This is a genomic window from Shimia sp. (genome assembly GCF_039969785.1).
Classification (GTDB): domain Bacteria; phylum Pseudomonadota; class Alphaproteobacteria; order Rhodobacterales; family Rhodobacteraceae; genus Shimia.
On record NZ_JBDVNC010000033.1, the window covers coordinates 197,890 to 222,680 of the forward strand.

Consider the following 24,791-nt stretch of genomic DNA (forward strand, 5'->3'; position numbering starts at 1 on the left):
ACAGGTGGTTTGACGAGACGAAATGAGCGGGCGGGCCGCAAGCGGTCCGCCCGTATTGCATCTAAAAACAAATAAACGGGACACGGGACAATGCAAACGAAGCATAGCTTTGTGGACCAGATCGAGGAAACGCTTATCGCGATCCTCATTGGGCTGATGACGGTGATAACCTTCGCCAACGTGATCGCCCGGTTCGGGTTCAATTCTAATATTTTATGGGCGCTGGAGCTGACGGTGTTCCTGTTCGGCTGGCTGGTGTTGTTGGGGGCGTCTTATGCCGTCAAAAAGCACAGCCATCTGGGTGTGGACGCAATTCTGAACATGGTGTCGCCCGGCACAGCGCGGGTGATGGGGCTGATTTCGGTGGCCTGTTGTCTGGTCTTTTCGTTCCTGCTGTTGAAAGGCGCCTACGATTACTGGGCAGTTTTTGCCGACCTGCCGCCGACATCGGGGCGTTGGTTTCCGACCGGATTTGAGGACAAGTTCCGCAGCCAGTCTTTCTATGAGGTGCAAGACGTGCCGATGGTGGGTTTCCTGCGGTTTCTGGAAGACTGGATCAACTATGGCGAAGAATACGAAAAACTGCCCAAGGTGGTGCCGTATCTGGTGTTGCCGGTGTCGATGTCGTTGTTGATGTACCGGTTTATTCAGGCGTCTTTGCAGATTTGGCGCGGTGAAACAGACCGTCTGGTGGCGAGCCACGAGGTGGAAGACGAGATCGAAGAAGTACGTGCGCAACAAGGGGAGCATGAGTAATGGAAGTTGTTCTTCTTTTTGCAATGGTGATTGGACTGTTGCTGATCGGGGTGCCGATTGCGGTGTCTCTGGGTCTCAGCTCGATCATGTTCTTGCTGATGTTCTCGGATGCGACGCTGGCGTCGGTGGCCGGAACATTGTTCGAAGCCTTTGAGGGGCACTTTACCCTGCTGGCGATCCCGTTCTTTATCCTTGCATCGTCGTTTATGACGACCGGTGGTGTGGCACGGCGGATTATCCGGTTTTCGATTGCCTGTGTTGGGCATTTGCCCGGCGGTCTGGCGATTGCGGGTGTGTTTGCCTGTATGATGTTTGCGGCCCTGTCCGGGTCATCCCCGGCAACGGTTGTGGCGATTGGGTCTATCGTAATCGCGGGTATGCGTCAGGTTGGCTATACCAAGGAATTCGCAGCTGGTGTGATTTGTAACGCGGGTACGCTGGGTATCCTGATCCCGCCGTCAATTGTGATGGTGGTTTATGCGGCCGCTGTCGAAGTTTCGGTGGGCCGGATGTTCCTTGCGGGTGTGATCCCGGGTCTGTTGGCAGGTATCATGCTGATGGTGACGATCTTTGTCATGGCCAAGGTCAAGAATCTGCCCAAAGGCGACTGGCTGGGTTGGGGTGAGATCCTGCAGTCCGGACGTGATGCCGGTTGGGGCCTGTTCCTGATCGTGATCATTCTGGGCGGGATTTACGGTGGTATCTTTACGCCAACCGAAGCGGCGGCTGTTGCAGCGGTCTATTCCTTCCTGATTGCATCGTTCATCTACAAAGACATGGGCCCCCTGTCAGAAGACGCCAATGGCGGTACCAAAGGCAGCTTGTTGAAAAAGCCGCTGGCGTTGATCACGGCCTTTTTTCACGGCGACACAAAACACACGTTGTTTGAGGCGGGCAAGCTGACGGTGACGTTGTTGTTCGTGATCGCCAACGCGTTGATCCTGAAGCATGTTCTGACCGAGCAGCAGGTGCCCCAGCATATCGCGGGCGTCATGCTGAGTGCAGGCTTTGGGCCGATCATGTTCCTTGTGGTTGTCAACGTGATCCTGCTGATAGGTGGACAGTTCATGGAGCCATCAGGGTTGCTGGTCATCGTTGCACCGCTGGTGTTCCCGATCGCTATTCAACTGGGTATTGATCCGATCCATCTGGGCATCATCATGGTGGTCAACATGGAGATCGGGATGATTACACCGCCGGTGGGGCTGAACCTGTTCGTCACATCCGGTGTGGCAGGCATGCCAATGATGGGCGTGGTGCGCGCCGCACTTCCGTTCCTCGCCGTGCTCTTCGTCTTCCTGATCATGGTGACCTATATCCCATGGATTTCGACCTTCCTGCCCAACACTTTCATGGGGCCGGAAATCATCACAAACTAATCGCGACACATTGCGATAAAGCGGCCCCGGAGTGATGTCCGGGGCCGTTTTTTGTGCGGAAAGTGGCCTGCGTTATGTTGGTTCACCGCACAGAGCGTCCCAGAAATCTGCGCTTAGATTGTGGTGGGGAAACGCACCGTCGGGCACGGGTACATCCAGAAAGGCGCATAACGGTTCCCAGCCCTGTGCCACATCAAAAACCAGCAGGTCCTGGGCAGGCACAGCTGCGCGCACGTCCGCCGTTCTTTGTTCAAACGCTGCAAGTACAGTGTCGCGATCCCGGAAATTTCCACCAAAGGTCTGCTCACCGATATGTTCGCGGTTCATATCAAGCAACTCTTTGATCGGAGGGGGCAGATCCATCGACGGATAGACCTCAAGCAACCTGCCAATTGTCTTGTCAAACCTGGCCCACCAGTTTTCAGCCGGGCGGACAGAGTGCAGGACTTTGGCGTCCGGAAAGGCCGCTTTTGCCTGACGCCAGAAATGTGCACCGGGCCAGTCAACCTGGCTTGCGTAGCCCTTGTAAACGGTTTCCCAATCAGTTGGCTCACCCTTTACTGCAGCTTACCAGAGTGGCAATTGATCTATCTTCTCAACAACTTCGTGCATGTGGTGACACGGTCCGAAGCCCAGTAATTCCAGAGCTTCCTTAATAGATTTCGTGCCGGTCCGTCCAAATCCGGACCCAATAATTTTCAATCCCATCCTACAGTCCCTTTTGCTGAATGCCCAAGGGTAGCCGCGCAGGGACGATAAGGATAATGATTTGGTAATTTGTTCGCGCCACTAAGGTGAGCGAGGCTAGGTAATCGCGAGAATGCAAAGGCTCGAAACCAGTGCCGTGTAAACTGCGCCCTCAGCCCGATTTCGAAACGACGAGGCAATGAGCGCGCAGTTTATTCATTCAGAGTGTCGATATGCGCGCGGTTAAGCTGCGCCCAGTGCGTCGATGATGCCGCGGAAATCTGCGGCCTTCAGGCTGGCGCCGCCCACAAGCGCGCCGTCAACATTGGGTACACCAAAGATTTCGGCGGCATTGGACGGTTTGACCGAACCGCCGTACAGCAAACGCACCGAACGGCCCACACCGGCGCCAAAGCGTTTTTCCAGACGGGCGCGGATGAAGTCATGCACTTCGCCAATCTGCGACAGGGTCGGGACCAGACCGGTGCCGATGGCCCAGATCGGTTCATAAGCAACCACGAGGTTTTCGCCGGTTGCGCTGTCAGGAATGGAGCCTGCCAGTTGGCCGCCGATGATGTCGAGCGTGTTGTCCGCTTCGCGTTGCGACAGGCTTTCGCCAAGGCAGACGATCGCGATCAGGTTTGCATCCCACGCGGCGCGGGTTTTGTCGCGTACATCTTCGTCGGTTTCATTGTGGTCTTCGCGGCGTTCGGAATGGCCGAGAATAACAGATGTCGCCCCTGCGTCGCGCAGCATTTCGGCGGAAACGTCTCCGGTATGTGCGCCGGTGGTCTGGGCGTGGCAGTCCTGACCGCCAACAGACACATCGCTGTCATTTACAAGGGTTGCCGCGCGGCTGAGCAGGGTCGCAGGCGGGCAGATCAGGATGTCAGTTTTATCCGGCGCAGGGGCCGCCGCCAGTGCGGATAGCTCAGACAACGACGTGTCTGTTCCGTTCATTTTCCAATTTCCGGCGGCCAGTTTGCGACGCATGTATTCATCCTTTAAAGCTTCAAAAAAGTCAGATGTGTTGTGTGCTTTGTCGCGGGGCAGGTCAAGGGGGCCCTTCGACTTGGGTCAGTTCAATTTCGGCGGTGCGTCGGTGATCATGTCCTCAGACAGGTCTTCGATGTCTTTGAATTTGATCGATTCACCGCAGCCACACGCATCAGCCACGTTGGGGTTGTTGAACTTGAAACCAGATTCCAAAAGCGAAACTTCGTAGTCGATTTCGGTGCCAAACAGGAACATCTGGGCCATGGGCGCAATCATCACCCGGGCGCCGCTTTGTTCGACAACTTCGTCATGCGGATCGGTTTCGGTCACGTATTCCATGGTGTATTCCATGCCCGCGCAGCCGCCTTTTTTGACGCCAATGCGCAGACCCGCGTGACCTTCGGCCCCCATGAGTTTCGCAATCTGGGCGGCGGCTGTGGCGGTGATCGTGACCGCTTGTTTTCCGGGAATGCCAAACATCAGCTTTCCTCCTCAACCGATTGTTAAATCACATAAAGCCCAGCTCAAGTCGGGCTTCATCCGACATCATTTCCATTCCCCATGGCGGCGACCAGACCAGTTCGACATCCACCGTGCGCACACCGGCAACACCGGCCACGGCCTCCTGTAACCAGCCCGGCATTTCACCCGCAACAGGGCAACCCGGTGCGGTCAGGGTCATGGTCAGGTTCACGTCGTTTTCAGCGTCGATCAGGATCGTGTAGATCAGGCCCAGGTCATAAATATTGACCGGAATTTCCGGGTCATAGACGCTGCGGCACGCTTCCACGATCTGCTCGTGCAGCGGGTGGTCGGTGCTGGATGGCGCGATCAGTGGCGTGCCTTCAACGGGGTCCGGAGCCTGGGTCATATCATGTCCTGCTTTATTCCTGAGTTTTTCATATAGGAAATACGAAGGTCAAGGTCCAGAGGGGGAAATGCGCGAAAGCGCGCATCTGCAGCGCGTCGGTATCCTGTCGGTATTGCGTCGGTGTGGATGGTCAGTTGGCGGTGTCCGGGTCGATGGGATCAGTGAACCACGTGCAGCCGGGGGGCGGCGGGATGGCTGGGACGTCGTGGTATTGGGGCGGTGCAATAAGTTGCCATTTTAGTTTGTGCCAAGACGGGTCTAGTGTCAGCCACCCATGCCAACGTCCAAAGAACTCCTCGTCGATCAACGGTACGGGGTTTTCACCAACCCAGTTCCGAAGACAGGGATGGCCTATTTGTTTTTGCATGTTCGGTGGTATTGCAACTGAGGCATCAAAGAAGGCATTTCGCCAATCGGTTTTGGCGTCAAGAATCGCGCTGTTGAAATCCACAAACCTGAGCGCGCCGCCATTGTTTATGCTCGCGTTCAGGTTTGTGGCGTATAACAGTATTGGGGCTTCGGGCGCGCCGGTCAGGAGTGCCCCGGAGAGGTCTGCGTTTTGCATTTGCGCCCCGGTGATAATTGCGTTTTGCATCTGGGATCGAAAGAGGTTTGCATTTTGCATCTGGGTTTCGATGAGGATAGCGTTTTGCATCTTTGCCCACGAGAGATTTGAATTATGCATCTTTGACCGAAAGAGGATTGCGCCTTTCATCTTTGCTTCGGAAAGGTTTGCGTTTTGCATCTGCGCCCCGGAAAGGTCTGCGTTTTGCATCTGGGATCGAAAGAGGTTTGCATTTTGTATCTGCGCTTCGAAGAGGTTTACGTTTTGCATCTGTGCCTCGGAGAGGTTTGCGTTTTGCATCTGGGCCTCGGAGAGGATTGCGTTTTGCATCTGCGCCCGGGAGAGGCTTGCGCCGGGCAGGAAAGCGTTCGGCATTACGGCGTGGCGCAGATCGGGGCGGGTGGCCTTAGCGGCGCTCCATGTTGGTTTTTTGAGCGCGGCGTGGGTGGCGGATTGACGTGCTTTCCATTCAGATTCGAATGCCTCGGGCGGAATGAATTCTGGTTGGGGTGTGACGTCTGCTTGGTCGGGGTGGCCAAAGGTGCGGGTCAGCCAGCCGGGTTTTGGCGCGCTGGGGCGTTGGCAGGCGGGGGCCTCTCGCTTGCACCACTGCGACAGAAATTCCTTGCGGGCAATGTCATAAGGAAGCCAGCCCGCTGGGCGTTCCACGAGGTCCTGGCCGGTCAGATCAAGCGGCGCGAGGGGGATCCAGTCTGAGGGTTCTTCGGTCAGGCTGTGACTGATGATGAAGATAAACGGTGTGGTCAGGATCAGGGATATGTTGATGCCGAGCCCCTGCCAGACGTTGGGGTTGGCGCTTGCACCGTCGCGCATGCGGCGGATCATCATGACCATGCTGGCCCATGCAAAGATCAGTGCAAAGAGCAGGCAGGCGGCGATCAGGCCGGTCATTACGAATGAGCGCGCGGCGAGGGATTCCAGCCAGAGAAAGCCCAGGACAATTGGGCCAAAGGCCCATGCCAGCAGGAAATTCCAAAAGGCGTTGGGCCATTCCATAGCACGGCGTGGGGTGCTTTGATCCTTTTGGCCAAAGCGCGATTTGCGCAGGAACAGGGCGCTGTCGAGCAAAAGCCATGGGGCAATCGCCTGTCCCAGCGGTTGATCGCCTTGGGTTGCGTCAGCTGCGCCAAGCGCGTCCCACAGGCGGATCAGGTAGAGGTGGAAATAGGCGTAGATGGCGGTGACCAGCAGTGGGGCGGCGTAGAAGAACAGCGGCGTGGGCACCGAGACGTTGATCAGGGGCAGGTCGGTGGCGCGGTTGACGCCGTAAAAGTCGATATGTTCGACCCCCATCAGGGTGATACCGACAAACAGCAGCACCGAGAGCAGGGCGAACCACGTGGCGCGCGCGTTTTTGGTGAGGGCGTCAATACGTTCGACTTGGGTGGTCATAAAAATGCCTGCTGCGATATGGCGTAAACCTATGGCAGCAGGCTAGCAGAGTTGTGGGCGGACGCCAATTGGCGTCAGTCGTTGATGTCGCGGTCGAAGGTTTTGACCTGTCCGGTGGGCAGGGAAAACAGCCGGCGCAGGACCAGCCATGCGACCAGAGAAAAGGCGGCAAAGATCAAAAACAGCATCGGCGGGGACACAAGTTGCAGCGGGCCAAACAGCATCAGCCCGACTGCTGCGGCGCCGATGGCAAAGCCCAGAAACACAAAGCCGGGCACCAGAGTCTCAAGGATGACGAGCACCAGTGCCGCCGCGAGCCAGACCCACCAAGTTGTCAGAAGCTCTGTCATCAGCGGCCTCCCTTGAGCAGTTTGAACGCGTCGCCAAAGGCTTCGAGCGCGGCGGCGGGCAGCAGGATTGTCTGTTTGCCTTCGCCTTCGCCCAATGCATTCAGGGCTTCGACCTGTTTCAGGGCGACCTGATATTGTGCCGCTTCTACGCCGTTTTCCTTGATGGCGGCGGCGACAACAGAGGTGGCATAGGCTTCGGCATCGGCTTGGATACGGCGTGCTTTGGCGGATTGTTCTGAGGCGTAAAGCTCGGCGTCGGCCTGAAGCTCGACGGCGCGTTTGTGGCCTTCGGCCTCGGTCACTTGCGCGCGGCGGGCGCGTTCGGCGTTGAGCTGTTGCAGCATGGCGTCGCGGGTGGCCTGATCCAGATTCACGTCCAGAATTTCGGCGCGGGTAACTTCGATACCCCAGTCATCCACGGCGTCTTCGACGCTGGCTTGAATGGATTCAATCAGGCTGGCGCGATTGGACTGTACCTCGTCGAGATCCATTTTACCGATATTGGCCCGCACGATTCCGGCCACGGTGGTTGCGATGGCGCCGTCGACATCGCGGATCCGGTAAACGGTCTTTTCCGGTTCCAGAATGCGGTAGAATACAGAGGTGTCGATTTGCACCAGCACGTTGTCCTTGGTGATCGCGTCCTGTGTGGCGTTGGGCAGCTGGCGTTCCAGAATAGAGATTTTGTGGCGCACAACATCAAGGAAAGGCACAACAAAGTTGATGCCGGGTCCAAGCACCGAGTGCAGGCGACCAAAGCGCTCGACGACGAATTTCTCGGATTGCGGGACGATGCGCACGCCTTTGAGGATGACGATGATCAGGAAGATCGCCGCGAGGATCAGCACAATGTTCTGAGATAGGATTCCGATCAGGACGTCTTCGATCATGGGGGTCGTCTCCTTGAAGCAATCATTTAAACATACGCTCTTTTCAAGTGGAGGTTGAGCGTTTGTTTTACAAGCGAATTCTGAAAGCTTAAGGAGGGGGAAATCTGTTGAAAATTCCCCGTAAAGGTACGGAAATGTCTGAAAAGTTCTCGTTTTCTCTGAATGCTACGGATGGTGCGGCGCGGTCAGGCGTGATTTCCACGCCGCGCGGTGACATCCGAACGCCTGCGTTTATGCCGGTGGGGACTGCTGCGACGGTCAAGGCGATGATGCCCGAGTCGGTGCGCGCCACGGGGGCGGATATTCTGTTGGGCAACACCTATCATTTGATGCTGCGTCCGACGGCAGAGCGGATTGAGCGGTTGGGTGGGTTGCACAAATTCATGAACTGGGAGCGTCCGATCCTGACGGATTCGGGGGGCTTTCAGGTGATGTCGCTGGCCGAGCTGCGCAAGCTGACCGAAGAAGGCGTGACATTCAAAAGCCATATCGACGGGTCCAAGCACGCGCTGACACCGGAACGGTCGATGGAAATTCAGCGCATGCTGGGCAGCGATATTGTCATGTGTTTTGACGAATGCCCCGCGCTTCCTGCGGACCGCGCCCGGATTGCCGAGAGCATGCGGTTGTCGATGCGGTGGGCGGATCGCTCTCGTGAGGCGTTTGGGGATCGGCCGGGGCATGCGTTGTTTGGCATTATGCAGGGCGGGTTGGAGCAGGATTTGCGCGAGGAAAGTGCCAAAGCGCTGACCGATATCGGGTTTGACGGCTATGCGGTCGGCGGGTTGGCTGTGGGCGAAGGTCAAGAGGCAATGTTTGGCTGTCTGGATTATGCGCCGGGGTATTTGCCGGTCGACAAGCCGCGTTATCTGATGGGGGTTGGCAAGCCGGATGACATTGTGGGGGCCGTGAAACGCGGCATCGACATGATGGATTGCGTGCTGCCGTCGCGATCCGGGCGCACGGGGCAGGTGTTTACCCGGCGCGGCGTGATCAATATCAAGAACGCGCGCCACGCCGAAGACCCGCGTCCGCTGGATGCCGAATGCTCGTGCCCGGCGTGTTCAAGCTATTCCCGCGCCTATCTGCATCACGTTTTTCGCGCCAATGAGATGATCTCGGGCATGTTGTTGACGTGGCATAACCTGCATTATTTTCAGGATATTATGCAGGGGATGCGGGACGCAATTGCGGCGGGCAGCTTTGACGCGTGGGAGGCAGAATTCCATGCCGGACGTGCGCAAGGCGACATCGCACCGATTTAGGCTGTGTCAGGGTAGCAAATCGGGCAGGTCTGCGAGCAGGCTTGTCTGTGTGCGGCTGCCTGCATAGCCAGATGACGGTGCGGTTTCCTGCGTGAGGCGCACGAAAACATAGGTTTCATTGTCTTTGACGACCCAGCCGACAAACCAGCCCAGCTGATCCTTGGTGCGGTGATAGTTCGCGTCGCGCACCCATGTCGTGCCGGTTTTTCCCAACGCGTCATGAGGCCCGACGGAGAAATGTTGCATCGTTTCTTTGGTCAGGGTTTGGGCGCGATCAGACAGGGGCAGGGACTGGGTGACAAAGGCGCGCAGGAACCTGGATTGTTCCAGTGGTGAGATTTTGAGCGACGAGCCAAGCCACGCGCGGGTGAGCCCGTTGTTCTGCCCGGGATCACCAGACAGGTCGCGATTGCCATAGTTCAGAGCATCAACATGGTTCTGGAATTTCGCGGCACCCAGCTGCGTTGTCAGCCATTGCGAATACCAAACCACCGAGTAGCGCAGCCAGCGACGGGGATAGGTCGTTTCGCGCCAGATCGAAAATGGCGCGTTGATCGCCGGGTCATAGTCGATGGCGGGCGCGTCAGGTGAGGCCAGTAAGTTGGTTTCATACCCGATCAGGGCCAGTGCGAGCTTGAAGGTCGAGGCCGGAGAATAACGGGTGTCACAGCCGGTCCCGGTGTGATGGATCGTGGCGCCGTCGCTGACACGTGTGACCAATGTGCACAGCGTTGTGGTTTCCGTGGCGCGCGCCAGTTGGGGCAGGGCGCACAGAAGCGAAAGGCCAGTCACAGCGATAAGACAGTTTAACCCGGGCAATTTGGATGCAAGGCGGTACATTTTGCACGTTCCATGGATTTTGCGGCAAAGTTGGCGCAAGGTGGGCATGGTTTCAACAGTTGAGTGAAACTGTCGCAAAAAATGGCTCATATCCGCAAAAAGCTCCTGAAAGTGCCCTTGTTCCCATCCCGCAGGACGGGCATTGTGGCGCCCAATAATAAAAAGCCCGGTTGAATCGGGGGGAAAGCCCCCCAGATTAAAGGGCCAGGAAACGGAAATGGCCGATAGGTTGCCGCCAGGCGGGACCAGCGCTGTTTTGCTAAGAACAAGGAATGAGCATGCAAGAGCCTCTCAACACATCCTACCCTGTGCTGCCATTGCGCGATATTGTGGTGTTCCCACACATGATCGTGCCGCTTTTTGTCGGGCGTGAGAAATCAGTGCGCGCGCTAGAAGAAGTGATGTCTGACAACAAGCAGATTCTTCTGTCGAGCCAGATTGACCCCGGTGAAGATGATCCCGCAGCAGATGGTATCTATACCGCTGGTGTGCTGGCCAATGTGCTGCAACTGCTGAAATTGCCAGATGGCACGGTCAAGGTGTTGGTCGAAGGTCAGAGCCGCGTCAAAATCACCGAGTTCCATGAGAACGAGGATTATTTTGAGGCAAGTGCTGAATATCTGCCGGAAATGCCCGGCGACGCGGCCACGATTGAGGCGCTGTTGCGCACTGTGGGCGACGAATTTGAGCGCTATGCCAAGGTCAAGAAGAACATCCCCGAAGAGGCGCTGACGGCTGTGGCTGAAAGTGACGAATCCGCGCGGTTGGCCGATCTGGTTGCCGGGCATCTGGGCATTGAAGTGGCGCAGAAACAGGAACTTTTGGAGACGCTTTCAGTCAGCGAGCGGCTGGAAAAAGTCTATGGGCTGATGCAGGGCGAAATGAGCGTTCTGCAGGTCGAGAAAAAGATCAAAACGCGGGTCAAATCTCAGATGGAGAAGACCCAGCGCGAGTACTATCTGAATGAGCAGATGAAGGCCATTCAGAAGGAACTGGGCGACGGCGAAGAGGGCGAAGGCGAACTGGCTGAGCTGGAAGAGAAGATCGCCAAGACCAAGCTGAGCAAAGAGGCCAAAGAAAAGGCCGATGCTGAGCTGAAAAAGCTGAAAAACATGTCGCCAATGAGCGCCGAAGCCACCGTGGTGCGCAACTATCTGGATTGGATGTTGTCGATTCCGTGGGGCAAAAAGGGCCGGGTCAAGAAAGACCTGAACAAAGCGCAGGCGGTGCTGGATGCCGATCACTATGGTCTTGAAAAGGTCAAAGAGCGGATTGTCGAATATCTGGCGGTGCAGCAGCGGTCGGCCAAGCTGAAAGGCCCGATCATGTGTCTGGTTGGCCCTCCGGGTGTGGGTAAAACCAGTCTGGGTAAATCGGTGGCACGGGCCACGGGGCGCGAGTTTATTCGCATCTCGTTGGGTGGCGTGCGTGATGAAAGCGAAATTCGCGGTCATCGGCGGACTTATATCGGGTCGATGCCAGGTAAGATCATTCAGGCGCTGAAAAAGGCCAAGACAACCAACCCGCTGATCCTGCTTGATGAAATCGATAAGATGGGGCAGGATTTCCGCGGAGATCCGGCTTCGGCGATGTTAGAAGTGCTGGATCCGGAACAGAACGGCACGTTTGTGGATCACTATCTTGAGGTCGAATATGACCTGAGCAATGTGATGTTCCTGACCACCGCCAACAGTTATAACATGCCCGGCCCATTGCTGGATCGGATGGAGATTATTCCACTGGCGGGCTATACCGAGGATGAAAAGCAAGAGATTGCGCGTCAGCATCTGATCGACAAGCAGGTTAAGAACCACGGTCTGAAGAAAGACGAATTTGAACTGACCGATGAAGCGCTGCAGGAGATGATCCGCACATATACCCGCGAGGCGGGCGTGCGGAACCTTGAGCGCGAGATCGCCAAGCTGGCGCGAAAAGCAGTGACGCGGATTGTGCGCGGGGCCACTGAGAAGGTCGAGATCACGCCAGAGAACCTGGATGACTATCTGGGCGTGAAAAAATTCCGCTATGGGTTGGCTGAACAGGCTGATCAGGTTGGGGTTGTGACCGGGTTGGCATGGACCAGCGTGGGCGGCGATCTGTTGCACATCGAGGCGTTGAAACTGCCCGGTAAGGGGCGGATGAAGACCACCGGTAAGCTGGGCGATGTGATGAAGGAGTCGATTGATGCGGCGTCTTCTTACGTGCGCTCGATCTCGCCCAAAATCGGGGTGAAACCGACCAAGTTCGACAAGATCGACATCCATGTGCACGTGCCGGATGGCGCAACGCCAAAGGACGGCCCGTCGGCCGGTCTGGCGATGGTGACATCGATTGTGTCGGTTCTGACGGGTATTCCGGTGCATCGCGACATTGCCATGACAGGTGAGGTTTCGTTGCGCGGCAATGCGATGCCCATCGGCGGTCTGAAAGAAAAGCTGCTGGCGGCGTTGCGTGGTGGGATCAAAACTGTGCTGATCCCGGAAGAAAACGAAAAAGACCTGGCCGAAATCCCGGACAATGTGAAAGAAGGATTGAAAATCATTCCTGTAAGCCACGTGTCGGAAGTTTTGAAGCTGGCCTTGGTTGAAGAACCGGATGCCATCGATTGGGATGAAGCCGCAGAAGAGGCGGCAGCTGCCGCGCTTTTGGCGGAAAAAGGGGCCGCTGCGACAGCGCATTAATCCCGGCATTCCTGAAATCTGAAACGCGCCTCGTGACAAGCGGGGCGCGTTTTTTGTGCTGTATGTTGTGGTTTTGCTAACCTCAATGGCGAGATTTTGTAGGTTAGGGTGGTTTTGATACCGCTTCGCTGTTAGACTAAATCCAATCAGGCAAAAAAATGAGGCCCCTCATGGCGAGCACTCCTAAAACAATTCAAACCAAAGCTCCGACAACACGCAAGTCCACAACGTCGACACGTGCACGTACAACTTCGACGGCCACAAAAGCACAATCAACAACTTCAAAACCGGCCGCTGCGCCAGAGCCGAACCCGATTGTTGTGGCCGAGGCGACGACAATTGTCTCTGGACCCGAGCTGAAGAAATCCGAATTGATTGAAGCCGTCGTGGAGCGCTCTGGTATCAAGAAACGCTATGCCAAGCCGTCTATCGAGGCAGCGCTGGCGGTTCTTGGAGAAGCGTTGGAAGAAGGGCGCACGCTGAACCTGATGCCTATGGGCAAGGCCAAGGTGCAGAAATCCAAAGAAATCGCTGGCGGCCAAGTGCTTTCGGTGCGCGTACGCCAACGTCAGCGTGTGACCGAAGCGAATGAAACAGCGTCGCTTGCAGAGCCTGCGGAGTAAGGCAGGCACGGCCATCGGGGTGATTTTGCGCTTGGTTTACATCTTAGTTGCGCGTGTTCAGGAATTCTCTTACCCAAAAGTTGTAAGGCGCTCTTTGAAAGATGAGCGTCTTTATTTTTGGCGTTTGCGGGTTTTGTGCACCATGCCGTGATTAATTTGGCGCGAAACTATCCCTGTCCCATGGAAAACTTGTGCGGCGAGATGCCAAAGGTTTCACGGAACCGTTTGGAGAAATTACCAGCGCTTTCGTAACCACAGGCGATGGCCACGTCGACCACCGGCATATCGGTTTCTACCAACAGGATGCGGGCGCGGTGCAGGCGCAGCTCCTGAAGATAGCGGCGTGGTGTCGTATCGAGATGCGTGCGGAACAGGCGCTCGATCTGGCGGCGCGACACGCCAAGCGCATTGGTCAGATCGTCCAGATCAATGTCGTCTTCCAGATGATCCTGAAAATGCGCGATGATGTGCAACAGTTTTTCGTTGCGGGTCCCGATATTGGCTGAGGTCGAGCTTTGCTGACGTTCGGTTTCAGAGCGTTGCACGCTGTGCAGGCACATATTGAGGACAGATCGCGCCAATGCGCCGCCATGGCGTTGGTAGATCAGTTTCATAAACAGATCAGTCGCCGCCGCGCCGCCACCGCAGGTCAGAATGCGATCATCGATGGCATAAAGCTGTTCTACCGGGTGCAGGTCGGGGAAGTGTTCGCAAAAGGGGGGGATGTTTTCCCAATGCAGCGTGAATGTGCGCCCGGAGAGAATCCCGGCGCGGGCCAGCGTGTAGGCGCCGCTGCACAAGCCGCCAACCGTGCGCCCGATGCGCCATTGGTGGCGAATCCAGTCGGCCATTTTCTGACTTGAGTTCAATTCAGGCTGAACCCCAGAACACACAAAAATCCGTGCATCTGTCGGTGTGTCGCCAATTGGCGCGTCGATCCCGATTTCAATGCCATTGGAACAGCGCACATTTGCGCCGGTGTCGGACACAGTTTGCCAGGAATAGAGGCTTTGCCCGGTCAGCTGATTGGCGATGCGCAATGGTTCGATGGCCGAAGTAAAGGCGAGCATCGACAGATTATGCTGCAAAGCAAACACAATCGGCTCAGGTGCGCTCACGTTGGCGAGCGGTACATAAGCGACACCTTTTGGAATGATCGGGGATGACATGATAGGCAAGCCGTTCCGCTATTTTGATGCCTCTTAGAATACCGCGTAAAAAAAGCTGCGCAACATGTACAAAAGCGGTTGCATGCCCGCGCGACAGGCGCTAAATCCAGCCTCACCGGGTCGTTAGCTCAGTTGGTAGAGCGCTTCGTTTACACCGAAGATGTCGGGAGTTCGAGCCTCTCACGACCCACCATTCTCCCAATTTATTGTGATGCTTTGATTTCGGTTATTCTGGCGCTTTGCGTTGCCGGAGTTCCCGGACCGAATAAGGCTGAGCGGTCGTTGATATAGCGTATTGGGCGTGTCGATTCGTGACGTCCCATTGTGCAGACCACACAAAATCCGCCCGTCAGGGCTATTGGCCAAAATCTTGCTGATTTTCGGTGGGGGGCCATCAAACGATGACCTGATGTCAGGTCAGATCGATTCGCTGGAAAAAGATGCGACTGAACGCAATTGTCAGTCGTAGAAAAGAGTCGGGGCGGCGAAATGCGCCGCCCCGGATATTAATGACCGATCAAGATGCCGGTGCGCAAGCCAGCGAGCCTGTGTCTGTGGTGATGAGCGCATAGCCCGCGTCACAGTTGGCGTTGCCAGCTTTGTCAAAGTTTGGTTGCATGTAAACAGGTGTTGGTTCTTCCTGCTGTGCACAAGCAGCGAGAAGAAGTCCTGCGGCGCACATAGCGGCATAGATTGGTTTCATAGCAGCAAATTCCCTTTTTGTTTTGAATTCAAGATGCAGCCCCATTTGAACACAGTTCTGTGAGGTTGCAAAGGGGGGGGATTACCCGCTTTTCATCATCGGCGGAAACCTGTGATATTTTCTTCACAGAACTGCACCATATGCGCTTGACGAGTACGGCGGGGCGGCATAAACCACGGCTCACGCTGACGGGCATTGCCCGGATGCGGGCAGTGGGCGGTTGTAGCTCAGTTGGTTAGAGTACCGGCCTGTCACGCCGGGGGTCGCGGGTTCGAGTCCCGTCAACCGCGCCATCACTGCCAGCCCTGATCCGGGTCAATGGGTCGCGCCGAAAGGCAACGCGCGGTTGTAGCTCAGCTGGTTAGAGTACCGGCCTGTCACGCCGGGGGTCGCGGGTTCGAGCCCCGTCAACCGCGCCACTTTCTTCTTTGAACTGTACCAAATTCTGGCCAATTGCCGGCGCCTCAGAACATTCTTTGTGGGGAAGTGCTGCCTGTGGCGTGAGCTGCCAAATTGCGGCCATATTAACGTCCTGTTCTAACTTTATCTTTTAAGCTCAGTGAACCAATGCGTGCAGGGCTTGTAATGCCGGACCCTTATATATCAGAAGTCAAATATTTTGGGACGGCGGCGCTCGACTTCATTGAAGTCGCCGTGGACGCCGGCACCGATGTGTCTGGTATCTTTGTGACGGTTTACCGTTCGAATGGAACGGTGCGGAGCGTGAATGCGCTGGAGACGTATGTGTCCACCAATGCGGGGCGCGATGTTTATCTGATCTCGACGTCGGATTCGTCTACTTTCAATGGGTTAAGCAAGTCCGGGGCGGTGGCGTTGTCGCAAGATGGCGATCTGTTGCAGTTCATTTCATTTGATGATGCGGCGCCGGTTGACGCGGTCGCGGGTGTTGCGAACGGAGAGACGTCTGACCAGATTGGGCAAGCCGGGGCAGGAGAATCTCTGGAATCAACTGATGGTGGTGCCAGCTATGAAACTCAGACCAATCCCAATGGCGGAACGATTCCCTGTTTCCTGAAAAACACCCGTATCGCCACGCCCGATGGGTGGGTCCATGTGCAAGATCTGAAGCCAGATGATTCGGTGTGTGACGCCCAGGGCAACACGCTGGTCGTGCGTCAGGTTTTATTGCGCAAGGTGGGGATCGCTGAGTCGATTTATGACTATCGGCTGCGCCCGGTACTTATTCGTGCAGGATCGTTGGGCGCGGGGTTGCCGGAACGGAATTTGTATTTATCGCGCCAGCATCGGGTTCTGGTGGGGTCAAAAATTGTACGGCGCATGTTTGGCGTGCCGCAGGTTTTGGTGGCGGCACATCAGTTTCTGAAGTTGGACAGGGTCGAACTGGCGCCTGTGACTGGCGCCTTTCACTATTATCACTTGTTGCTGGAACGTCATGGAGTTGTGGTGGCCGAAGGATTGTCCTGTGAGAGCTTTTTGATTGCGCAAAGTTCGATAAGCGCCATTTCGGATGCCGCACGTAAACATGTGTTTGCTACATTTCCCGAATCACGGGCCCACGGGTATCAGGCGGAAAGTGCAGCGCTGATTCCCTCGCGAAAACAGCAACAACGTTTGATTGAACGTCATTTGAAAAACAACAAACCATTTGGGGCGACACAATGGGGCGGGGCAGCGGGCGCGCGGGTTTTACCCGACAGGGCGCTTGTCGCCAGTGCGTAGGGTATTCAACGTCTGGCCAGACTCAGAACGAACGCGTCATTTGACAGTATTTGGAAAATTCCCGGCAACACATTGAAAGCCTCATTTTTTCTTTGCAATAGAAGAAACTGACGCGTCGAACGTGATTGATTATGTTGAAACTGTTGAAAGAGGCTGATCAGAGCGAACGCCGCCTGAATTTGCCCTGGTCGTAAAACCGCCCGAATGCATTCCGGGCGGTCCGCGCGTTTCGTCTGATGACGCTATTTGGACAGAGCTTCCAGAATGCGGGCCCAGCTGCGAATACCTTTGTGAAAGCTTTCAAGGTCGTATTTTTCATTGGGCGAGTGGATTTGGTCATCATCACGGCCAAAGCCGATCAGCATGGCGTCAACGCCGAGCAGTTCCTTGAAGTAGCCCGCGATTGGGATTGAGCCACCGCAGCCCACATAGGCCGCGGGGCGGGGCCATTCATCGCTCAGCGCCTGACGGGCCTTTTCGAAGGCCGGGTCTTCGATCGACATCTGCGAAGCAGGCGCACCTTTTTCCGTGCGGTATTCGACCGAGAATCCTTCGGGCAGATTGTTTTCCAGATAGGTGCGGAACGCGTTACGGATTTTGTCCGGGTCTTGTTGACCCACCAGACGGAATGACAGTTTGGCTGATGCCTGACTGGGCAGAACGGTTTTGAAACCGTCACCGGTGTAACCGCCCCAGATGCCGTTGACGTCGCAGGTGGGGCGCGACCAGATTTGTTCCAGCGGGGTGCGATCCTGTTCGCCGGCAGGATTGGACAGGCCAACGTCGCCCAGATATTTGCCGTGGTTGAAGTTCAGACCCTGCCATTGGGCCCGGATTTCATCGGGCAATTCCGGCACATCATCATAAAACCCCGGCAAAGTGACTGCGCCAGTGTCGTCATGCAGCCCGGCCAGAATTTTATTCAGCACGCGGATCGGGTTCATGGCGATGCCGCCATACATGCCCGAATGCAGGTCGCGGTCTGGGCCGGTTATGGTGAAATCTTCGCCCAGCAAACCACGCAACATTGTGGTGATGGCAGGTACTGCGCTTTCAAACAGGCCGGTGTCACAGATCAGCGCGATGTCCGAGGTCAGCTCGGCAGCGTTTTCCTGCATGAAGGGCACGAGTGAGGGCGACCCTGATTCTTCTTCTCCCTCAAAAAAGAACGTGATGCGGCAGGGCAGGGTGCCATGCTCTGCCTTCCAGGCGCGGCAGGCTTCGACAAAGGTCATCAGCTGGCCTTTGTCATCCGACGAGCCACGGCCCCGGATCACTTTACCGTTAGGGGTGTCTTCGATGGCAGGTTCAAACGGGGCAGAGTCCCAAAGGTCCAGCGGATCAACGGGTTGCACATCATAATGGCCGTAAAACAATATGTGTGGCCCGTCGCCGTCTACATGTCCAACAACCATTGGATGCCCGGGCGTTTGGCGTTTTTCTGCTTTTACATCAAGGCTTTGAAGATCAGCGACCAGCCAGTCGGCTGCCGTTTGACAATCGTCCTTAAAGGCTGGGTCTGTGGAGATCGAGGGAATGCGCAGTAATTCCAGCAGACGGTCCAGCGCCTCGGGCAGATTGTTGTCAATTCGGGCGAGTACGGAATCAAGCGACATGACGTCTCCTTTGCAGCGTTTTGCGGAGCCTATCATTGGCATTTGAAGTGTCCAGAGCACCAAAATGTGACACGCGCAATTGCTTGACATGAGTCAATGTGGGGGGGCGGGACAATTTGTTACCTGTTGTGCCAAAGATGCGCGCGATATATGCATTCAGGCACTTTATTGGTCGCAAGCCGGAAACGCGCATCCTCTGGGCTTGCGATTTGATTTGGAGGGAAACCCGTGGACTATACGGCAAAGCTAGATGACGCCATCCAGCGACTGCATGATGAAGGGCGTTATCGCACCTTTATTGATATTGAACGCGAGCAGGGCAATTTCCCGCATGCTGTCTGGAACAAACCCGATGGCAGCACGCAGCCTGTGACGGTATGGTGTGGCAATGACTATCTGGGCATGGGCCAGCATCCGGTTGTTATGGATGCGATGCACGAGGCAATTGATGCGACGGGTGCCGGATCTGGTGGCACGCGCAACATTTCGGGCACAACCGCTTATCATAAGCGTCTTGAGGCGGAGTTGGCGGATTTGCACGGCAAAGAATCGGCGCTGTTGTTTACCAGCGCCTACATTGCCAATGATGCGACGTTGTCGACATTACCCAAGCTGTTCCCCGGCCTGATTATCTATTCTGACGCGCTGAACCATGCCTCGATGATCGAAGGGGTGCGCCGCAATGGTGGCGCCAAGCGTATTTTCCGCCACAATGACGTTGCCCATCTGCGCGAATTGCTGGCGGCGGACGATCCGGCCGCGCCCAAGCTGATCGCGTTTGAATCAGTCTATTCGATGGACGGCGATTTTGGCCCGATCGAGGCCATCTGTGATCTGGCAGACGAATTTGGTGCGCTGACCTATATTGATGAAGTGCATGCCGTGGGCATGTATGGACCACGTGGTGGTGGTGTGACCGAGCGGGACAATCTGGCCCACCGGATCGACATTATCAACGGCACGCTGGCCAAAGCATTTGGCGTAATGGGCGGGTATATCGCGGCGTCTGACAAAATGTGTGACGCTGTACGCTCTTATGCGCCCGGCTTTATCTTTACCACGTCTTTGCCCCCGGCGGTTGCCGCTGGTGCGGCGGCGTCGGTGCGCCATCTGAAACAGGATCAGGCGCGACGCGACAGCCAGCAGGCGCAGGCCAAGGTTCTGAAGCTGCGCCTTAAGGGCATGGGATTGCCGATCATTGATCACGGCAGCCACATTGTGCCTGTCATCGTGGGCAACCCGGTGCATACCAAAAAGCTGAGCGACATGTTGCTGGAGAATTTTGGCATTTACGTACAGCCGATCAATTTTCCAACCGTGCCACGCGGTACAGAGCGTCTGAGATTCACCCCATCGCCCGTTCACGGTCCGGAAGAAATGGATCAGCTGGTACGCGCCATGGATGAATTGTGGAGCCATTGTGCGCTGAATCGTGCCGAACTGGCGGGTTAACTCTCGCCAAAGGTGCAAAAGCCGTTGCCTTATGGTAGCCTGCCATTAACAAAGGGACCGATCCGAATCGTGGGACGGTAGCGGGTCGGCAGAGCATAATTGGGGCGTATGGCATGATCGGGCGCAAGGGACAGCGCATCACCGAAGTGATTGAAGCAGGGCCGAAAGGCTTTGACGACTTTGACCTGCGTCTTGGCGACATGATGCGGGGCGAACGGGCCACGTTAGGCAAATCGCTTCTGGATGTTCAGAGAGAATTGCGCATTCGTGCGTCATATATAGCAGCCATTGAAAACAGCGACCCCAGTGCCTTTGAAACGCCGGGGTTTATTGCGGGGTATGTCCGGTCTTATGCACGGTATCTGGGTATGGACCCGGAAGCAGCGTTTGAAATCTTTTGCACGGAAAGCGGATTTACCACTGCGCACGGCATGTCCGCCGAAGCGTCGACAATCCGCAAGTCCGAACCGGTTGCGCCTGTCATGGGGCAGGATCCGTTTGCGTCCCCTAATATGCCATTCACTCCGGTTCAGGATTCGATCCTGTCACGGATAGAGCCGCGCGCCATTGGGTCTTCGTTGGTTCTGGTCGCGCTGATTGCGGCCATTGGTTATGGCGGTTGGTCGGTTCTGAACGAAATTCAGCGCGTCACTTTGGCCCCGGTTGAGCAAAAGCCGGTTGTATTGTCTGATCTCGACCCAGTGAGCAGTGCGAGCGAAATCAACACTCTGGACGGCTCTGAAGATGTGATTGCGACGGCGGGCGTATTTACCCCCCCGAAGGAAGCACTGGATCGGCTTTATCGCCCTCAGGCACTGGATGTGCCGGTATTGATCGCCCGCGATGCACCCATTTCGCAGCTGGACCCGGACAGCATTGGCGTCTTTACGCCTGACGCGCCTGTGCTGGCATCCGTTTTGCCACAGGAAGTCACCCCCATCGCGCCAATTGTTGTCGAAGACAATGCTCCTGATGTGGTTCTGATGGCGGTGCGCCCGGCGTGGGTGCGGGTGCGTTCGGCCGAAGGCACGGTTCTGTTTGAGAAAATTCTTGATGCTGGCGAAGAATACATCCTGCCCGCCACCGAAGGTGCGCCTACTTTGCGTGCGGGCATGTCGGGGTCGGTCTATTTCAAAGTGAACGGCCAGTTGTTCGGCCCTGCAGGCAGCGGCACAAACACGGTGCGCGATCTGGCCCTGAGCACAGAGTCTCTGAAAGAGAATTTTGCGCTGGCGGATCTGGATGATGATCCTGAACTGGCCCGGATCGTGGCTATGGCTGCTGCAGAAAACGTTGTGATCTCGCAGGATTGACGCAAGGCACACTCTGGTGCATTGCCCCCGCCGCATTACAGGATTAGACAGGCCCTGAACCTTTTTGGCGAGGGGCTTTTTAATGTCCATGAACCACATCCGACCCTGGCGAAATATTGAACGCCGTCCGTCCCGCCAGATCATGGTGGGCAATGTGCCCGTTGGCGGGGATGCTCCGATTGCCGTGCAGACCATGACCAACACCGACAGCGGTGATGTTAAAGCCACGTTGGGCCAAATCATGGCCGCAGCCGAGGCTGGTGCAGATATCGTGCGGGTCTCAACCCCGGATCAGGCTGCGACACAGGCGTTGAAAGAGATCACGCGCGAAAGCCCGGTGCCAATCGTGGCGGATATTCATTTCCACTATAAGCGCGCGATCGAAGCAGCCGAGGCCGGCGCGGCCTGTCTGCGCATCAATCCGGGCAATATTGGCGATCAGAAACGGGTGCGCGAAGTTATACAGGCGGCCAAGGATCACGGCTGTTCCATCCGCATTGGTGTGAACGCGGGCAGTCTCGAAAAACACTTGCTGGAGAAATACAGCGAACCTTGTCCTGACGCGATGGTCGAATCCGGATTAGAGCATATTAAGATACTGGAAGATAACGACTTTCATAACTTCAAGATCAGCGTCAAAGCGTCAGATGTGTTCATGTCCGCCGCCGCCTATCAGATGCTGGCAGAGGCGACCGATGCGCCAATCCATCTGGGCATCACCGAGGCAGGCGGTCTTGTCAGCGGAACCATCAAGTCCGCGATTGGTCTGGGTCAACTTTTGTGGATGGGGATTGGTGACACGATACGCGTCAGCCTCAGCGCCGATCCGGTTGAAGAGATCAAAGTTGGTTTTGAAATCCTGAAGTCGCTGGGCCTGCGGCACCGGGGCGTGAACATCATCAGCTGTCCCAGCTGCGCGCGTCAGGGGTTCGATGTGATCAGAACAGTCGAGGCGCTGGAACATCGTCTGGCCCATATCCACACTCCCATGAGCCTCAGCATCATAGGCTGCGTGGTCAATGGCCCGGGAGAGGCGCTGATGACTGATGTTGGGTTTACCGGTGGCGGGGCCGGGGCTGGCATGGTCTATCTGGCAGGCAAGCAGAGCCACAAGCTCTCCAATGAGCAGATGGTCGATCACATCGTGGAACAGGTGGAAAAGAAAGCCGCCGAAATTCAGGCCGCCGAGACGTCATACTAGGCACGCGGCCCTGATCTTCATTTTGCCAGAAATACTCAAACTGGCTCAGCCTTGCTGAGCCGGGGCGGCGAAGCCGCCATGCCCAACGCTTTGTCGCGCAGCTTTGCTGCGTGTTCAAAGGGGCGGGAGCGCACCCGACATCTCTAAGACCTTAGAGACCGCCACCTGTACCCTGCAAGACGCCATGCTCCATCGCATAGCGGGTCAGACCGGCGGTTGAGGAAATGCCCAGTTTGCGTTTGATATTCTTGCGGTGGGTTTCAACTGTGCGCACGGAAATATTCAGCACCAACGCCACTTCTTTGTTGGATTTACCTTGCGCCAACTGCAACAGAACCGTCTGTTCCCGGCTGGTCAGCTGCTCGCGTGCGCCACCGTCCGGGGGCTCCAGCGATCCGCGCGCGCCTGTGCACAGATAGCGTTCGCCGCGCATGACCGCGTCTATCGCGGTCTTGATCTCATCTGTTTGCACGTCCTTGAGTAGATAGCCCATCGCGCCATGGCTTAGCGCGGTTGAGATATATTCGGGGCTGTCATGCATCGACAGCACCAGAATACGCAAATCAGGATCGCGCTCGAGCAACATTTCGGTGGCCGTAAGACCGCCAATCTCTGGCATGTTGAGGTCCATCAGAATGACGTCCGGTGCCAGTTGAGGCAGGCGGTCCACCGCTTCGCGTCCATTGGTCAGGGTGCCAACCACCGATATATCATCAAAACTTTCCAGAACGGATTGAATACCTTCGGCCACCATTGGGTGATCGTCGACTATGGCGACACGGACAAGGTCTGTCATGCGCTGGCCTTTCTGCGTTTTGCGGCGCCATCATCCTGAGGGGTCAGCATATGACTGAGCGGCACTTCGACCACGATAACTGTGCCGGATTTACTGGAGAGGATGCGCAAAGTCCCGTCAAGTTGTTCGACACGTTCCTGCATATTTCGAAGCCCAAGCCCGCCTTTTGAATTGCCCTCACGATCTTGGGGAATTCCGCTGCCATTGTCTGCTATGCGCAACGTCGCACCTTTTTGATGACCGCGCACATCGATCGAGACTTCGGTGGCGTTGGCGTGGCGTTCGATGTTGGTCAGGGCCTCCTGGGCAATGCGGTAGAGAGCGATTTTTGCGTCTTGATCCAGTCGGTTACGGAACACAACGGTTTGAAATTCTGTCTTGATTCCGGTGCGGGTGCCAAAATCGTCCGCCAGCGCTTTGATTGCTGGGCCAAGGCCTAGGTCATCTAGTACGCCGGGGCGCAAATCGCGGCTGATGCGGCGCACTTCCTGAATGGCGCCGGACAGATGGTCGATGCCTTTGTCCAGCATTTCGGGTGCGCGGTCATCCTTGGCATTAAATCGGCGGCGCGCAGTATCCAGCGCATAGCGTACGCCCACCAGTATCTGGCTGATTCCATCGTGTAATTCACGCGCCACGCGGCCGCGTTCTTCTTCCTGCGCCTCCAACACCCGCAGGGTCAATGCCTTGAGTTTGGCATCCGCAAGCCGCCGTTCACGCACGGTGATCACCATGCCTGACAGGAACACCATGAACAGAGCGGCCACTGTGATCGCAAGAATATACAGCGACGTGCGGCGCACCTGAGCTTCGACATCGGCGCGAGCTTTGGCGACTGAGGCCAGGACATCATCGATAAACACGCCCGTGCCTACCGCCCACCGCCAGCTGGGAAAGGACGTGACATAGGTGATCATTCGCGCTTCTTTCCCGGTCGAAGGTTTGTTCCAGAGGTAGCTGTGATATCCCGCACCCTGGCGTGCAATGGCGATCAGTTCGTCCACCACCGGCGTGCCCTCGCTGTCGCTGAGACCGGACCAGTTTTGATCGATCATGTCGGTTTGACGCGGACTGACAAGGTTGTTGCCGTCATAGTCATACACAAAAAAGAATCCATCCGTGCCATAGATCATCGCGGCCAGAATTTGCATGACCTGTTGCTTGGCGTCTTCGTCATCAGGGGCGGCGCTGCCGTAGACATAGTAGAAACCGTTGCGCGCCTGTGTCACGTAGTTGCGCAATTCGGCTTTCTTGGCCTCAATCAGCTGATCTTCCAGCGTTGCAATCTCACGCTCGGCCAGCTGTCGCGATTGGTTGGCAACCAGGAACGAAATGGCCGCAACCGCCAGAATCAACGGAACTGTGGCCAGCAGGAACAGCTTTTGCCCATAAGACAGGCGCAGATGCGGGAATAAATTGCGCATAGTGATTCGATAGTCGGGAATCAGCGCGAATCAAAGCGCTGAATATGGGTTTTTGCCGGCACCGTCGCCGGAATACCGCGAAAATTAAGGAAATTCTCGG

At 56.3% G+C, this 24,791-nt stretch carries 21 protein-coding genes, 3 tRNA genes and 1 pseudogene; 12 read left to right on the forward strand and 13 right to left on the reverse strand.

Annotated elements, in window-relative coordinates:
- Window positions 1–90 precede the first annotated feature (90 nt).
- Entirely contained in the window at window positions 91–756 is a 666-nt protein-coding gene (locus ABJI08_RS15315; RefSeq protein ID WP_348402711.1) for a TRAP transporter small permease, read from the forward strand.
- A complete protein-coding gene (locus ABJI08_RS15320; RefSeq protein WP_348402712.1) occupies window positions 756–2,135 on the forward strand; it encodes a TRAP transporter large permease in 1,380 nt (459 codons plus the stop codon). The genes ABJI08_RS15315 and ABJI08_RS15320 overlap by 1 nt, the downstream gene beginning before the upstream one ends.
- Window positions 2,136–2,207: 72 nt before the next feature.
- Here the strand turns inward: ABJI08_RS15320 and ABJI08_RS15325 are convergent.
- The 7 genes and pseudogenes from ABJI08_RS15325 to ABJI08_RS15355 all read right to left on the reverse strand — a co-directional run bounded on the left by ABJI08_RS15325 (window position 2,208) and on the right by ABJI08_RS15355 (window position 7,907).
- Window positions 2,208–2,843 (reverse strand): annotated as a pseudogene (locus tag ABJI08_RS15325) (sulfotransferase family protein).
- A gap of 222 nt (window positions 2,844–3,065) precedes the next feature.
- Window positions 3,066–3,815 (reverse strand): triose-phosphate isomerase, encoded by a 750-nt coding sequence (gene tpiA, locus ABJI08_RS15330; RefSeq protein ID WP_348402713.1) that lies wholly within the window; start codon window positions 3,813–3,815, stop codon window positions 3,066–3,068.
- An 84-nt stretch (window positions 3,816–3,899) separates the two neighbouring features.
- Window positions 3,900–4,298 (reverse strand): iron-sulfur cluster assembly accessory protein, encoded by a 399-nt coding sequence (locus tag ABJI08_RS15335; protein WP_348402714.1) that lies wholly within the window; start codon window positions 4,296–4,298, stop codon window positions 3,900–3,902.
- A gap of 28 nt (window positions 4,299–4,326) precedes the next feature.
- Entirely contained in the window at window positions 4,327–4,689 is a 363-nt protein-coding gene (locus ABJI08_RS15340) for an SUF system Fe-S cluster assembly protein (protein ID WP_348402715.1), read from the reverse strand.
- Window positions 4,690–4,819: 130 nt separating this feature from the next.
- The gene (locus ABJI08_RS15345) at window positions 4,820–6,667 is read right to left on the reverse strand and encodes a pentapeptide repeat-containing protein (protein ID WP_348402716.1); all 1,848 of its coding nucleotides are present in this window, start codon (window positions 6,665–6,667) and stop codon (window positions 4,820–4,822) included.
- A gap of 74 nt (window positions 6,668–6,741) precedes the next feature.
- A complete protein-coding gene (locus ABJI08_RS15350) occupies window positions 6,742–7,017 on the reverse strand; it encodes a hypothetical protein (RefSeq protein WP_348402717.1) in 276 nt (91 codons plus the stop codon).
- Complete coding sequence (locus ABJI08_RS15355; protein ID WP_348402718.1) at window positions 7,017–7,907, reverse strand: SPFH domain-containing protein; 891 nt, start codon at window positions 7,905–7,907, stop codon at window positions 7,017–7,019. Before ABJI08_RS15355 ends, ABJI08_RS15350 begins: the two co-directional genes overlap by 1 nt.
- Window positions 7,908–8,041: 134 nt before the next feature.
- On the opposite strand from ABJI08_RS15355, the gene tgt reads away from it, so the two are divergent.
- Window positions 8,042–9,172, forward strand: a complete 1,131-nt coding sequence (tgt, locus tag ABJI08_RS15360) for a tRNA guanosine(34) transglycosylase Tgt (RefSeq protein WP_348402772.1) — start codon at window positions 8,042–8,044, stop codon at window positions 9,170–9,172.
- A 6-nt stretch (window positions 9,173–9,178) separates the two neighbouring features.
- On the opposite strand, the gene ABJI08_RS15365 is transcribed toward tgt, so the two are convergent.
- Window positions 9,179–10,102: a penicillin-binding transpeptidase domain-containing protein gene (locus tag ABJI08_RS15365; protein ID WP_348402719.1), complete on the reverse strand. Its 924-nt coding sequence runs from the start codon at window positions 10,100–10,102 to the stop codon at window positions 9,179–9,181.
- A gap of 188 nt (window positions 10,103–10,290) precedes the next feature.
- On the opposite strand from ABJI08_RS15365, the gene lon reads away from it, so the two are divergent.
- Together lon and ABJI08_RS15375 are read left to right on the forward strand one after the other, a co-directional pair.
- A complete protein-coding gene (gene lon / locus ABJI08_RS15370) occupies window positions 10,291–12,693 on the forward strand; it encodes an endopeptidase La (RefSeq protein WP_348402720.1) in 2,403 nt (800 codons plus the stop codon).
- Window positions 12,694–12,863: 170 nt separating this feature from the next.
- Window positions 12,864–13,316 (forward strand): HU family DNA-binding protein, encoded by a 453-nt coding sequence (locus ABJI08_RS15375; RefSeq protein WP_348402721.1) that lies wholly within the window; start codon window positions 12,864–12,866, stop codon window positions 13,314–13,316.
- A gap of 167 nt (window positions 13,317–13,483) precedes the next feature.
- On the opposite strand, the gene ABJI08_RS15380 is transcribed toward ABJI08_RS15375, so the two are convergent.
- A complete protein-coding gene (locus ABJI08_RS15380; RefSeq protein ID WP_348402722.1) occupies window positions 13,484–14,485 on the reverse strand; it encodes a GlxA family transcriptional regulator in 1,002 nt (333 codons plus the stop codon).
- Between the two features lie 117 nt (window positions 14,486–14,602).
- Between ABJI08_RS15380 and ABJI08_RS15385 the strand changes: the two genes are divergently transcribed.
- Window positions 14,603–14,678, forward strand: a tRNA-Val gene (locus tag ABJI08_RS15385).
- Between the two features lie 324 nt (window positions 14,679–15,002).
- Here the strand turns inward: ABJI08_RS15385 and ABJI08_RS15390 are convergent.
- Complete coding sequence (locus tag ABJI08_RS15390; RefSeq protein WP_348402723.1) at window positions 15,003–15,188, reverse strand: hypothetical protein; 186 nt, start codon at window positions 15,186–15,188, stop codon at window positions 15,003–15,005.
- A 216-nt stretch (window positions 15,189–15,404) separates the two neighbouring features.
- On the opposite strand from ABJI08_RS15390, the gene ABJI08_RS15395 reads away from it, so the two are divergent.
- From ABJI08_RS15395 to ABJI08_RS15405, 3 genes are all read left to right on the forward strand, one after another.
- A tRNA-Asp gene (locus ABJI08_RS15395) sits at window positions 15,405–15,481 on the forward strand.
- Between the two features lie 49 nt (window positions 15,482–15,530).
- A tRNA-Asp gene (locus ABJI08_RS15400) sits at window positions 15,531–15,607 on the forward strand.
- Window positions 15,608–15,773: 166 nt separating this feature from the next.
- Complete coding sequence (locus ABJI08_RS15405; RefSeq protein WP_348402724.1) at window positions 15,774–16,889, forward strand: Hint domain-containing protein; 1,116 nt, start codon at window positions 15,774–15,776, stop codon at window positions 16,887–16,889.
- 242 nt (window positions 16,890–17,131) lie between these two features.
- On the opposite strand, the gene ABJI08_RS15410 is transcribed toward ABJI08_RS15405, so the two are convergent.
- The gene (locus tag ABJI08_RS15410; protein ID WP_348402725.1) at window positions 17,132–18,505 is read right to left on the reverse strand and encodes a M20/M25/M40 family metallo-hydrolase; all 1,374 of its coding nucleotides are present in this window, start codon (window positions 18,503–18,505) and stop codon (window positions 17,132–17,134) included.
- A 228-nt stretch (window positions 18,506–18,733) separates the two neighbouring features.
- Between ABJI08_RS15410 and hemA the strand changes: the two genes are divergently transcribed.
- The 3 genes from hemA to ispG all read left to right on the forward strand — a co-directional run bounded on the left by hemA (window position 18,734) and on the right by ispG (window position 22,471).
- The gene (hemA, locus tag ABJI08_RS15415; protein WP_348402726.1) at window positions 18,734–19,957 is read left to right on the forward strand and encodes a 5-aminolevulinate synthase; all 1,224 of its coding nucleotides are present in this window, start codon (window positions 18,734–18,736) and stop codon (window positions 19,955–19,957) included.
- Between the two features lie 113 nt (window positions 19,958–20,070).
- The gene (locus tag ABJI08_RS15420; protein ID WP_348402727.1) at window positions 20,071–21,270 is read left to right on the forward strand and encodes a RodZ domain-containing protein; all 1,200 of its coding nucleotides are present in this window, start codon (window positions 20,071–20,073) and stop codon (window positions 21,268–21,270) included.
- A gap of 82 nt (window positions 21,271–21,352) precedes the next feature.
- Complete coding sequence (ispG, locus tag ABJI08_RS15425; RefSeq protein WP_348402728.1) at window positions 21,353–22,471, forward strand: flavodoxin-dependent (E)-4-hydroxy-3-methylbut-2-enyl-diphosphate synthase; 1,119 nt, start codon at window positions 21,353–21,355, stop codon at window positions 22,469–22,471.
- Between the two features lie 151 nt (window positions 22,472–22,622).
- On the opposite strand, the gene ABJI08_RS15430 is transcribed toward ispG, so the two are convergent.
- The gene (locus ABJI08_RS15430) at window positions 22,623–23,267 is read right to left on the reverse strand and encodes a response regulator transcription factor (protein ID WP_348402729.1); all 645 of its coding nucleotides are present in this window, start codon (window positions 23,265–23,267) and stop codon (window positions 22,623–22,625) included.
- Window positions 23,264–24,691: a cache domain-containing protein gene (locus ABJI08_RS15435; RefSeq protein ID WP_348402730.1), complete on the reverse strand. Its 1,428-nt coding sequence runs from the start codon at window positions 24,689–24,691 to the stop codon at window positions 23,264–23,266. Before ABJI08_RS15435 ends, ABJI08_RS15430 begins: the two co-directional genes overlap by 4 nt.
- Between the last annotated feature and the right edge of the window lie 100 nt (window positions 24,692–24,791).

Coding starts and splice junctions, on each gene's coding strand:
- ABJI08_RS15315 (WP_348402711.1), top strand. CDS start 91: ATGCAAACGAAGCATAGCTTTGTGGACCAGATCGAGGAAACGCTTATC.
- ABJI08_RS15320 (WP_348402712.1), top strand. CDS start 756: ATGGAAGTTGTTCTTCTTTTTGCAATGGTGATTGGACTGTTGCTGATC.
- tpiA (WP_348402713.1), bottom strand. CDS start 3,815: ATGCGTCGCAAACTGGCCGCCGGAAATTGGAAAATGAACGGAACAGAC.
- ABJI08_RS15335 (WP_348402714.1), bottom strand. CDS start 4,298: ATGTTTGGCATTCCCGGAAAACAAGCGGTCACGATCACCGCCACAGCC.
- ABJI08_RS15340 (WP_348402715.1), bottom strand. CDS start 4,689: ATGACCCAGGCTCCGGACCCCGTTGAAGGCACGCCACTGATCGCGCCA.
- ABJI08_RS15345 (WP_348402716.1), bottom strand. CDS start 6,667: ATGACCACCCAAGTCGAACGTATTGACGCCCTCACCAAAAACGCGCGC.
- ABJI08_RS15350 (WP_348402717.1), bottom strand. CDS start 7,017: ATGACAGAGCTTCTGACAACTTGGTGGGTCTGGCTCGCGGCGGCACTG.
- ABJI08_RS15355 (WP_348402718.1), bottom strand. CDS start 7,907: ATGATCGAAGACGTCCTGATCGGAATCCTATCTCAGAACATTGTGCTG.
- tgt (WP_348402772.1), top strand. CDS start 8,042: ATGTCTGAAAAGTTCTCGTTTTCTCTGAATGCTACGGATGGTGCGGCG.
- ABJI08_RS15365 (WP_348402719.1), bottom strand. CDS start 10,102: ATGAGCCATTTTTTGCGACAGTTTCACTCAACTGTTGAAACCATGCCC.
- lon (WP_348402720.1), top strand. CDS start 10,291: ATGCAAGAGCCTCTCAACACATCCTACCCTGTGCTGCCATTGCGCGAT.
- ABJI08_RS15375 (WP_348402721.1), top strand. CDS start 12,864: ATGGCGAGCACTCCTAAAACAATTCAAACCAAAGCTCCGACAACACGC.
- ABJI08_RS15380 (WP_348402722.1), bottom strand. CDS start 14,485: ATGTCATCCCCGATCATTCCAAAAGGTGTCGCTTATGTACCGCTCGCC.
- ABJI08_RS15390 (WP_348402723.1), bottom strand. CDS start 15,188: ATGAAACCAATCTATGCCGCTATGTGCGCCGCAGGACTTCTTCTCGCT.
- ABJI08_RS15405 (WP_348402724.1), top strand. CDS start 15,774: ATGCCGGACCCTTATATATCAGAAGTCAAATATTTTGGGACGGCGGCG.
- ABJI08_RS15410 (WP_348402725.1), bottom strand. CDS start 18,505: ATGTCGCTTGATTCCGTACTCGCCCGAATTGACAACAATCTGCCCGAG.
- ABJI08_RS15420 (WP_348402727.1), top strand. CDS start 20,071: ATGATCGGGCGCAAGGGACAGCGCATCACCGAAGTGATTGAAGCAGGG.
- ispG (WP_348402728.1), top strand. CDS start 21,353: ATGTCCATGAACCACATCCGACCCTGGCGAAATATTGAACGCCGTCCG.
- ABJI08_RS15430 (WP_348402729.1), bottom strand. CDS start 23,267: ATGACAGACCTTGTCCGTGTCGCCATAGTCGACGATCACCCAATGGTG.
- ABJI08_RS15435 (WP_348402730.1), bottom strand. CDS start 24,691: ATGCGCAATTTATTCCCGCATCTGCGCCTGTCTTATGGGCAAAAGCTG.